The 10,956-nt window shown below is 69.8% G+C and carries 5 protein-coding genes; all 5 read right to left on the bottom strand.

Annotated features, from left to right (window positions below; translation table 11 throughout):
- Positions 1 to 33: 33 nt before the first annotated feature.
- The gene (locus FUT87_RS06250) at positions 34 to 2,706 is read right to left on the bottom strand and encodes a TonB-dependent receptor (protein ID WP_147240443.1); all 2,673 of its coding nucleotides are present in this window, start codon (positions 2,704 to 2,706) and stop codon (positions 34 to 36) included.
- A gap of 183 nt (positions 2,707 to 2,889) precedes the next feature.
- Positions 2,890 to 5,565, bottom strand: coding sequence for a glycosyl hydrolase 2 galactose-binding domain-containing protein (locus FUT87_RS06245; protein WP_147240442.1), 2,676 nt, complete (start codon positions 5,563 to 5,565; stop codon positions 2,890 to 2,892).
- Between the two features lie 16 nt (positions 5,566 to 5,581).
- Entirely contained in the window at positions 5,582 to 8,029 is a 2,448-nt protein-coding gene (locus tag FUT87_RS06240) for a family 20 glycosylhydrolase (RefSeq protein ID WP_147240441.1), read from the bottom strand.
- A gap of 11 nt (positions 8,030 to 8,040) precedes the next feature.
- The gene (locus FUT87_RS06235; RefSeq protein WP_091727665.1) at positions 8,041 to 9,120 is read right to left on the bottom strand and encodes a glycosyl hydrolase family 18 protein; all 1,080 of its coding nucleotides are present in this window, start codon (positions 9,118 to 9,120) and stop codon (positions 8,041 to 8,043) included.
- A 48-nt stretch (positions 9,121 to 9,168) separates the two neighbouring features.
- On the bottom strand, positions 9,169 to 10,857 hold the full coding sequence (locus tag FUT87_RS06230) for an alpha-L-fucosidase (protein ID WP_147240440.1): 1,689 nt from the start codon (positions 10,855 to 10,857) through the stop codon (positions 9,169 to 9,171).
- Between the last annotated feature and the right edge of the window lie 99 nt (positions 10,858 to 10,956).

Genomic DNA, 10,956 nt, shown 5'->3' with positions numbered 1-10,956 from the left:
CGCGCGAGCCGGCCGGCCCCGGTCACGTCACGCTCAGAGCTTGAAGTTCATGCCCAGCATGATGGTCCGGCCGTTCTTGTAGAAGCCGGTGGGCGCGTCCTTGTTGCCGCTGAACTGGTAGTAGGTCTGGTCCAGCAGGTTGGTCGCGCTCAGGCTGATGCCGATCTTCTTCGTGATCTCGTACGAGGCCGACAGGTCCAGCTGCTTGTACTGGTCGGTGAAGTCCTGCGAGTTCAGGCGGCCGATCTGCGTGAAGTACTGCGAGCGCCAGCTGTAGACCAGGCGCGCGGTGAAGCCCGCGTATTCGAAGTACGGAATGATGTTGACCGTGTTCTTCGACAGGTAGGGCAGGTTCAGGCCTTCGCCGGTGTCCGCCTTGGCATAGGTGTAGTTGCCCTGCAGGCCGAAGCCGTAGCCCAGGTTCTGCTGGTACATCAGCGACAGGCCCTTGACCTTGGCCGAGCTGGCATTCACCGGCGAGCTGATCGAGAAGGTCCGGTTGTTGATGACGCGGTCGTTCGTCACGTTCACGACGTAGTTGCTGACGTCGCGGTAGAAGAACTCGGCGCCCACCATGCTCTGCGGCGCGAAATACCACTCGCCGGCCAGGTCGAAGTTGGTCGACTCGTAGGGCTTCAGGCCGGGATTGCCGCCGCTGCCGGTGCCCTTGACCAGGTCCAGGTTGGTCGCGCCCGCGAGGTCCGAGTAGCGCGGCCGCGCCAGCACCTTCGCGACCGAGAAGCGCAGCACCTTGCTCGAATCCAGGTCGTAGGCGGCGTTGAAGCTGGGCAGCAGCTTGTTGTAGCTGGTGTCCGTCGTGGTCGGCGCGTAGGTCGTGCCGCCGTCGTTGGAGAGGTAGTAGTTCGAGTCGTCCTTGGTGTGCACGTAGCGCAGGCCGAAGTTGCCGCGCAGGCCACCGACGTCGTAGTTGAACTGGGTGTAGAGATTCGACGTGGTCTCGCGCACGCTGAAGGTCGAGCCGTAGTCGATGTTGAACGGCCCTTGCGGCTGATTCAGCAGGTAGCTCTTGACCTGTCCCAGATCGGCGGTGGGCCAGTTGCGGATGTCGCCGCTGACGTCCAGGCCGTCGTACAGCCCGGCCGGCGCATTCGAGTTGCCGAACTGGTCCAGCGTGATGTCGCTGGTGGTGTTGATGCGATTGCCGCGCGCGTTGACACCGTTGTCGTGCTTGATGAACTTGGCGCCGACCATCACTTCGTTGATGGGTCCCAGGTCCAGCTTGTGGGACAGGTCGACCTGGCCATAGCGTTCGCGGTCGCTGCTTTCGGCGTAGTAGATGCCGCCGGCCTGGTACTTGCCGTCGATCTGCGCGCCCGGCGCGGAGCCCGCCGGCGCGCCCGGCAGGCCCCAGTTGGAACGGCTGCCGTCGTCGTAGACGATGCCGGCCTGCTTGGGACCGTAGTTGAAGGAGTAGCCGCCCGACTTCAGCAAATACTTCATCAGGTATTCCGGCGACTTGCCGCCGGAGGCCGAGGTGTAGCCGACCTGGCTGGACAGCTTCCAGTCGTCGGCCTTGTACTCGTGCTGCAGGTTCAGGCTCTTGGTGACGACGGTGGACTCGCGGTAGTTCGCGTCCAGCTCGGCATAGGGCTGGTTGCCGTTGCCGGCGCCGGCCGTCACGGTCGCCGCGGTGATCAGGCCGTTGTTGACCGTGGCCTTGGTGATCTTGTCGACGTCGCCGCAGCCGGGGCAGGCATAACGCGCCTCGCTGTAGTTGTTGTACTGGCCGTGGACATAGATGCCGGTCAGGTTGAACTCGTTGCGGGTATCGGGCTTCCATTGCAGCGCGCCCTGCAGGCTGTCGCGCTGGCGGGTCTGCTGGAAGAAGTCGCTGTCGATGGCCACCGGCATGCGCGCGGTCTGCGGATCGCCGCTGCCGGAGATCTGCGCCGTCGGGCTGATGCCGTTGCCGGTGGTGTAGCCGAAGAACTCGATGCCGGCCTGCGACAGCGTCTGCTTGTCATGCGAGGCGGCGATCAGCGCGCCGAAGTCGTTGCTTTCGTTCTTCCAGCTGTACAGCACCGAGCCGCGCGGATTGCCGTCCTTGGAGCGGTCGTTGTAGCTGTAGCCCAGCGAGCCGCGCAGCGTGTTGGCCGGCAGGTCCAGCGGCTTGCGGGTGTGGATGATCACGGTGCCGCCGATGCTGCCCTCGTCGATGCGGGCCTCGGGCGACTTGTAGACCTCCATCGTCCCGATGATCTCGGGCGACAGCAGCGTGTAGTTGAAGGTGCGGCCGCTGGTGTCGCTGGGATTGCCGCCCCAGTCGCCGGAGGCGATGGTCTGGCCATTCACCAGCACGCGGTTGAGCGCCGGATCGGTGCCGTTGATGCTGACCTTCTCGCCTTCGCCGTAGAGGCGGTCCACCGCCACGCCGGGCAGGTGCGCGAGCGATTCCGCCGCATTGGTGTCGGGGAACTTGCCGATGTCCTCGGCGCTGATCGCGTCGACGATGGAGTCCGCGTTGCGCTTGATGTTCATCGCGCGCTGCAGGCTGGCGCGGTAGCCGGTCACGTTGACCGTGTCGAGCGCCTTGGCCTTGGCATCGCGCGAGGCGTCCGGCGCGGCGTCCGGGGCGGAGGCGGCGGGGCTCGGCGGCGGGGCCGCCTGCGCGAACGCGGCCGGTCCGTAGATCGCGGCGATGGCGGTGACCAGGGTGGATTTCAGGAGGAGTCGATTCGGTTTCATGGTCGCAGTCTTCTTGGTGAGGGCCGTGAATGGAGGGGCGGTCGATGCCGCGTCTTGGAATTGCTCTTGTCCCTGGGTTTCAAATTAGCTACTGCACATCGAGGTCGATCCGCTTTTTGGGCGGACGATCTGTTCCCTGGCGTCGGTCCCGCAGTGGCACAGCCGTGCGCCGCCGCGGTCCATTCAGCGGACTGTCGAATCCGCCAGGGAACGAAGATTCAGGTGGGCCTGCAAGTCGCCCGGCGAGGCCGTGGCGCGCAACGGAATCAGCACTTCCTCGCCGGCGCGGATGTCGAGCGCGTTGTCCGCCAGCTCGACCTCCAGCGGTCCGAAATCGATCCACACCGCGCGGGCGAAGGACCGGGTCTTGATCGCGAGCCGCCACGCGTCGGCACCGCCGGCGGGATCCCGTTCCAGGCGCGTCTGGAAGCCCGGATCGGCCAGCTTCAGCTCGCGGGCGGGCACGAAGTACACGGTCTGGCGGGCCACCGCGCGGCCCTGCACCAGCAGTTCGACCTCGGCCACGGTGCGCGCCGGATCCGCGCCTTGCAGCAGCTCGGCATCGGCGCGGTGCCAGACCGGCGTGACGGCCAGCGGCCGCGCGGTCACGGTCGCGCGCTCCGAACGCAGCACGCGGCCGTCCAGGTCCGACACGCGCAGGCGCAGCTCGGCGTCCTGGGGCTGGGTCCTGTCGGACACCACCGCGATCTCGGTCTCGCCGGCGCGGCGCAGCGCCGTCACCGTCGTGTCCGCGTAGAAGCGGCGCGCATGGAACTGCAGCGCCTTCCAGCGGCCGGAGACATCCACGCTGGACCAGGACGCGCCCGGCCACACGTCGTTGAGCTGCCAGTAGAGCGAGCCCATGGACCGCGGACGCCGGCTGCGCAGATGGCTGGCGGCCAGCTCGATGCCCTCGGCCTGCATGACCTGGCTGAGGTAGACGAAGGACGCGAAGTCCTTGGGCTCGCCATAGCCCTTGCGGATGTAGAAGAGCAGGCGGTCGTTGCCCACGTCGGGTCCCGCGGCCACGCCGAATTTCTGATGCGCGCGCATCACCGGCGAGTCCAGCCGCAGGTCCTGCGGGCCGGCGAAACTGGCGATGGTGCGCATCTCGGGGTAGGACTGCAGACCGTACTCCGACATGAAGCGCGGCGTGGTGTCGAGGAAGGTCTCGACCGGCGCGGAGCCGCCCCACACGCGCCAGAAATGCATGTCGCCATCGTCCATCTGGCCGGACGGTCCCTCCAGGTCGACGCCCGGCGAGGTGGCCCAGTAGGGCACGTCGGGCGCCTCGCGCTGGACGACGCCGCGCAGCACCTCGCCGAAGAGCTTGAGGTTGGCGCTCCACAGGCGCTCGCGCTCGTCGGGGGACAGCTTGTTCTTGAAGGCCAGCGTGGCGTCCCAGGTCTCCCAGTCGGCCTGCACCTCGTTGCCGCCGCACCAGAGCACGATGCTCGGGTGGTCGCGCAGCCGGCGCACCTGCTCGATGGCTTCCTGGCGGACGTTCTCCTGGAAGGCGGTGTCGGCCGGCAGGATGGCGCCGCCGAACATGAAGTCCTGCCAGATCAGCAGGCCCAGCGCATCGGCCTCTTCGTAGAACGCGTCGCTCTCGTAATAGCCGCCGCCCCACAGGCGCAGCATGTTCATGTTGGCGCGCCTGGCGCTGAGCAGCAGCGCCCGCTGGCGCTCGCGCGTGACGCGGTTGGGGAAGCTGTCCAGCGGGATCATGTTCGCGCCCTTGGCGAACACGGGAATGCCGTTGATGACGAAGGCGAAGCTCCGGCCCCAGGCGTCCTTCTCGCGCCGCAGCTCGACGCTGCGCAGGCCGGTGCGGCGCTCGGCATGGGCCAGCTCGACGCCGTCCTGCGTCAGGCTGGCGCGGAAGCGGTACATCGGCTGCTCGCCATAGCCGGCCGGGAACCAGCGCCGGGGCCGCTCGATGCGCACCGGCACGCTCAGCGCATTGCGGCCCGGGTCCAGCACCACGTCGCGGGTCAGCGTGAAGGGCGCGCCCTCGGGCGGCGTCACCTCGACCTGCAGCCGGGCGCTCCCGCCGCGGCCGGCCTGCACCTCCAACTCGGCCGCGAGCTGCGCCACGCCTTCATCCACACGCGGCTGGCGCATGTGGAAGTCCTCGATGCGCAGGTGATCCCAGCTCTCCAGACGCACCGGCTGCCAGATGCCCAGCGTCACGAAACGCGGGCCCCAGTCCCAGCCGTACTGGTACTGCGCCTTGCGGACGTAGGTGGCGGTGGCCACGCCCTTGGGCTCGTCGCCGAACTGCGAGTCATAGGCGCCCGGCAGCGCGTAGGGCTGCTTCAGCAGCCAGGGCTGCATCTTCCTGATCGGCGATTGCAGCCGCACCAGCAGCGTGTTGCGGCCCGGTTTGAGCAGCGCCTTGGCCGGCAGACGCCAGCGGCGGAACATGTTGTCCGTGGCGGCCAAGGCCTGCCCGTTGAGGCTGACCTGCGCGAAGGTGTCCAGGCCGTCGAAGACCAGCTCCACCTGCTCGCGCGACAGCGTCGCGGCATCGACGTCGAAGGCCAGCCGGTACTCCCAGTCCGACAGGCCGATCCATTGCAGCCGGGCTTCGTTCTCGCCGTGGAAGGGATCGGGGATCAGGCGCGCGTCCAGCAGGTCCGTCTGCACCGTGCCGGGCACGGTGGCGCCGCGCCAGTCCGCGGCCTCGGGGTGCGCCTTGGCGGCCTCGGGATCCGCGAGGCGGAACTGCCAGCCGCTGTTCAGCGGCTGCGTGTGCAGCTGCGCCAGCGCCCAGGGCGCCGCGCTGCCCAGCAGCGCGGCCACGCCCAGTCCGCGCAGTGCGCGGCGGCAGCCGGTGAGGAAGGGGATGGGAGGCATCTTGGGGCGTCCTCGATCAAGGCCGGGCGGGCTCGGCGGCCAGCAGGCGCGCCGCGTCGATCGCGTACAGCGGGCCATGGATGGGCGCGGTGAAGCGCAGGCACAGGTCCTGCACGCCGGTCAGCGGTGGCAGCGGCGCCTTCAGCGTGAAGGCCTGCGGCGCGCTGCCGGCAGGCAGCGGCAGCGACGCGAGCAGCGGCCCGGTGCAATCGCCCTGCCGCACCTCGAGCTCGCCCGCCGGCGTGCGCGCCGGGTGCTGGACGACCTTGACCGCGTCCTGCGCCAGACCGTAGTTGCGGGCCAGCCGGCCGGCATCGACCGCGATGCCCTGCACGCCGTCCAGGCGCGCGCGCGGATAGATCCAGCAGGCATCGAGCAGATTGACGTTGAAGACGGGGGCCCAATCGGTCGCCTCGGTCCGCAGCGGCACGCGCAGGCCCATCTCGCCGGACGGGCAGGCCTGCAGCTGGTTGCTGGCGCGGGTCAGCAACGTCGCGGTGTCGAATCGCTGCTCGCGCACGGCGGCGAGCGGTCGGCCCGCGGCATCGAAGGCGGTCGCGCGCACGCGCGCGGGCAGCGTGACGATCAGCGGCTGACCATCGGCGCCCAGGCCCGGCGACGCGGGGCCCGGGTCGGAGCCGTCCAGCGTGTAGCGGATCTGCCCGTAGCCAAGTTGATTGCCCAGCCGCACCGGCGCCTGGCCGGCGGCGAGCATCCCGGCCGGGCCGCCGTCGATGTCGAACTGCACCGCGAAGGCGCTGTCGGCGGCGTTCACGCCCTGGCGCAGATAGCGTGCCCGCTGCAGCGCCAGGCGGGGCACGAAGCCGCGCCAATCGCGCAGCGCGGCCGGCGACCAGGCCACCTCCGCCACGGCGGCCAGACGGGGAAAGATCGCGTGCTCGCGGTGCCGGCGCGACGGCATGTACTCGGTCCACAGCGCCGCCTCCAGGCCCAGCACGTGCTTGGCGCGGTCGGCGTCCAGGCCGGCGGGCATGGCCTCGAAGGCATGGACCTTCTCGATGGGCAACTGGGCCAGGCGCCCTTCCGGCTCGTCGTCGCGCGCGCTCTGCAGGTTGTCGAGGTAGAGCGAGCCCGCCGGCGCCAGCACCACGTCGTGGCCCAGGTTGGCGGCCGCGACGGCGCCCTCGGTGCCGCGCCAGGACATGACGGACGCGCCCGCGGGCAGACCGCCTTCCAGGATCTCGTCCCAGCCGATCAGCCGGCGGCCGCGGCTCTCCAGGTAGCGCCCGATGCGGCCGATGAACCAGCTCTGCAGCGCTTCCTCGTTGGCCAGGCCCAGCGCGCGGATGCGGGCCTGCACGCTCGGCGAGGCCTTCCACTGGTCCTTGATCGCCTCGTCGCCGCCCACGTGGATGAAGGGCGACGGGAACACCGCCATCACCTCGTCCATCACCTGTTCGATGAAGCGCAGGGTGGATTCATCGGCGTTGTAGAGATAGGGGTTCACGCCGTAGTCGACCGCCACGGCGGGGCGCGGATTGCGGCCCGGACCGTCGCCGATGTCCACGCCCAGGCGCGGATACGCGGCGACCGCGGCCTGCGCGTGTCCGGGCATGTCCAGCTCCGGCACGACGGTGATCTGGCGCTCGGCCGCGTAGGCCACCAGCTCGCGCATCTGCGCCTGCGTGTAGAAGCCGCCATAGCGGGCCGGCTCGCCGCCGGGCGGCGTGCGCCAGCCGCCGATGCGGGTCAGGTCGGGATAGCGCTTGATCTCCAGGCGCCAGCCCTGGTCGTCGCTCAGGTGCAGGTGCAGCACGTTGAGCTTGTGCAGCGCCATCTGATCGACCAGGGCCTTGAGCTCGTCCAGCGGCGCGAAGTGGCGCACGACGTCCAGCATCAGGCCACGCCAGCCGAAACGCGGCTGGTCCACGATGCGCAGCACCGGCACGTCGACGCCGGCGCGCGCGTCATCGGCGTTGGCGTTGGCGTTGGCGTTGGCGTTGGCATCGAACAGCTGCCACAGGCTCACGCCCGCATACAGGAGACCGGCGTCGTCGCGCGCTTGCAGCGTGACGCCCGCGGGCGTCACCGCCAGCTCGTAGGCGCCCTTGGGATCGGCGGCGGTGCGGGCGTCCCGGCGCAGCACGATCGCGCCGCTGGAACCCTCCCGCACCTGCAGGCGCAGGTGGTGGTCGCGCCAAGCCATGGCCGCAAGGAAGCTCGCCGCGCGGCGCGCTCCACGGTCGCCCGCCGGCACCGCGATGACCGCGCCCGACGCCAGGCGCAGGACGCCCTCGCCGCGCGTGAGATGCGCTGGCAGCGGCACCAGCGGCAGCACCTGCGCCGGCATCGGCAAGGACGCGACGGGCGCCTCGGTGCCGGCATGCGCGGCACCGGCGGCGGCCAGCGCGAGCACCAGCCGCAACGCACGCAGCAGGCGCGGCGCGGACGACAGCGGCGGCGTGCGCGGCACGGTCGCGTTGGCGGGACGGCGGGTTCGCATCGACCGGGTCCTCAGCGCCGCGACAGCGGCAGTTCGTCCCAGACGGCCGGGTCTTCCGCGCCGATCACCCAGGCGCTGAAGCCGTCGATGCCCGCGGCCTTGACCAGCGCATAGCGCTCGCGGAAGCCGCGCGCGTCGGGCATGAACACCCATTCGCGCATCTGGTCGCGCTCGAACCAGTAGTAGGAGGTGCGATCGACCTCGTCCCAGCGGATGGTGGCGCCGTAGGTGGCGGCCAGCGGGATGGACTCGTCGGCATCGATGTAGTCGCCGACGATGTTGGGCGCCTCCTTGCCGTCCTCACGCACCGGGTTGCCGGTCGACCAGCGGTAGCCGTACAGCGCGATGCCCAGCGAGAGCTTGTGCTTGGGCACGACCTTGAGCGCGTAGTCCAAGTGCTCCTTCATCCAGGGATAACCGTCCACCGGGCCGGGCGCGGTCCAGCGGGTGTGCTGGTCATAGGTCATCAGCGACACCAGGTCGGTGACCTTGCCCAGCGCCTCCAGGTCATAGGCGCCGCGCCAGAACTCCCACATCCACTTGGAGAAGGGGCCGCGGCCCGACGCGCCCGGTGCGTTCGGCACCACGGCGACGCTCAGCTGCAGGCCGGCCTTGTGCAGCGCGTCGGCCGTGCCCTTGGCCATGCGCGTGAAGGCGTCGCGATCGGTCCAGGCGATGTTCTCGAAGTCGTACTGGAATCCGATGAAGCCGTGCTCCTTGGCAGCGCGCAGCAGCGACGCGTTCATGCGCGCCTGCGCCTGCTCGTCATGCAGCAGCTTGTGGAAGCCCTCGCGGGTGGTCGTCATCGACACGATGGGCATCACCGGCACGCCCTTGCTCTTCGCGAGCGACAGCACGAAGGGATTGGGCGCGCCGTTGACCAGGCCGGCCGCGTCGACGCCGTACCAGGTCGGCACCAGCAGGTCGACCTTGTCGGCGTGGGCGACGAAGGCGTTGACCGACTTCTGGGTCTCCATCATGTAGAAGAGCGCGCGCGGCGCGGCCAGGGCCTGCTGCGCGAGGCCCGCCAGGAGCAGCAGCAAGGGCGCGGCACACAGCCGCAGGCACCGGAGGAAGGGGGAGTCAGACATGGAGGGATCGGTGGTTGGACGTACGGGGGTGTCGCGGACAGGCATTGCTCACTGCGACTCGATCTTGAAGACGTAGGCATGGCGGCCCACGGGGTCCTTGGGCACGCGCAGATGCAGGCCCGCGGCGTCTTGCGTGAAGGGGATGTCGCTGCGGTCCGCGAGCAGCGTGACGCGCTTGACCGGCGCCGCCAGCGCGCTGGGCGCCAGCGAGCGGATCAGCAGCTCCTGCCGTCCGTCGTCGCGCGCGGCGGGCCAGCCCAGGCCGATGGCGTAGAGCACCGGGCCTTGCGTGGTGAAGCGGAAATCCTCGGGCGTGTAGGGCTTGGCGTTGCGGTCCTGGAAGGTGCCGCCGACCACTTCCGTGGGGCCTTCGCCGAAGCGGGTCCAGGGCCGGCTGCCGTAGATGGCTTCGCCATTGAGCTTGAGCCAGTCGCCCATCTCCAGCAGGATGTCGCGCGCCGGCTCGGGGATGCTGCCGTCGCCGCGCGGGCCGATGTTGAGCAGCAGGTTGCCGTTCTTGGACACCACGTCGATCAACTGATGCAGCAACTGGCCGGCCGGCTTGTAGGTGTCGCCGTCGATGTAGCCCCAGGAGGCGTTGCTGATGGAGGTGTCGGTCTGCCAGGTCTGCGGCTGGATGCCGACCATCTGACCGCGCTCGACGTCGTAGGTGCCGGCGCCCTGCGGGAAGGCGTCGAGCTTGAAGTCGATGACGGTGGCCTCGCCGCGGCGCGCGCCCTGGTTGTAGTAGTACGCGGCGAAGCTGGGCATCGTGTGCGCCCGCATGCTCGCGTGGCCGATCCACCAGTCGAAATACATCAGGTCCGGCTTGTAGGTGTCGACCAGCTCGGCGGTGCGGGCGAGCCAGTCGTCCAGCCAGGCCTGGGACACGTAGGTCCAGTCATGCGGCAGGTCGCCGTCGTCCTTGCCATGCAGCTCGCGCAGCTGCGCCGGGCCATAAAGCGCGGCATAGCGCGGATCGTTGACGTCGGAGGCGATGCGGCGACCGCCGTCGAAGAACCAGTCGTGCTCGGCGCGGTGCGAGGAGGTGCCGAAGCGCATGCCTTCGGCGCGGATGGCCTGGGCCAACTCGCCCAGCACGTCGCGCTTGGGGCCCATGGTGGCGGCCGTCCAGTCGCTCAGGCGCGAGCGGTACATCGCGAAGCCGTCGTGGTGCTCCGCCACCGGGACCACGTAGCGGGCGCCGGCCTGCGCGAACAGCCGCGCCCAGGCCTTGGGGTCGAAGCGCTCGGCCTTGAAGCGGGCGATCAGGTCCTTGTAGCCGAACACGGCCGGCGAGCCGTAGGTCGCCAGGTGGTGCTCATGGGGCTTGCTGCCCGCCTGGTACATCTCCCGCGAGTACCACTCGTTGCCGAAGGCCGGCAGCGAGAACACGCCCCAGTGCACGAAGATGCCGAACTTCGCGTCCGCGTACCACTGCGGCGTCTTGTAGCCCTGCAGCGAGGTCCAGTCCGCACGGAAGGGCCCGGCCGCGACACCGGCCTGCACCTGGCGCAGCACGCGAGCGCGCTCGCCATCGAACTTGCTCACCGACTGGCGCCAGATGGCGTCGATCTCGGCCGGCGACAGCGTGGCGGCGGTGGGCGCGGTCGGGTCGGCGGCCGGCGCGACCGTGACCGTCTGCGCGTGCACGCAGGCCGGCCCGAAGGCGGCCACCGTGGTCAGGACGCTCGCGACGGTCATGGCGCTCAGGCAGCGGTGGCGGAAGGTGGACATACGGCGAGGACTTCCTGTGGGAGTTCAGCGATCCACCGGCGCGGCGGCACCGGGTATGGGAGCGGGGCTGGCGGGGGCAGGCTTGACCTCGGCGGGGAA

Source organism: Mitsuaria sp. TWR114 (assembly GCF_007997345.1).
The sequence above is the reverse complement of the archived record's forward strand: the minus strand, read 5'-3'. Positions and strand labels throughout refer to the sequence as shown.

Excerpts from the sequence above, each read along its gene's own strand:
- FUT87_RS06245 (WP_147240442.1), bottom strand. The coding sequence starts at position 5,565 with ATGCCTCCCATCCCCTTCCTCACCGGCTGCCGCCGCGCACTGCGCGGA.
- FUT87_RS06230 (WP_147240440.1), bottom strand. The coding sequence starts at position 10,857 with ATGTCCACCTTCCGCCACCGCTGCCTGAGCGCCATGACCGTCGCGAGC.
- FUT87_RS06240 (WP_147240441.1), bottom strand. The coding sequence starts at position 8,029 with ATGCGAACCCGCCGTCCCGCCAACGCGACCGTGCCGCGCACGCCGCCG.
- FUT87_RS06235 (WP_091727665.1), bottom strand. The coding sequence starts at position 9,120 with ATGTCTGACTCCCCCTTCCTCCGGTGCCTGCGGCTGTGTGCCGCGCCC.
- FUT87_RS06250 (WP_147240443.1), bottom strand. The coding sequence starts at position 2,706 with ATGAAACCGAATCGACTCCTCCTGAAATCCACCCTGGTCACCGCCATC.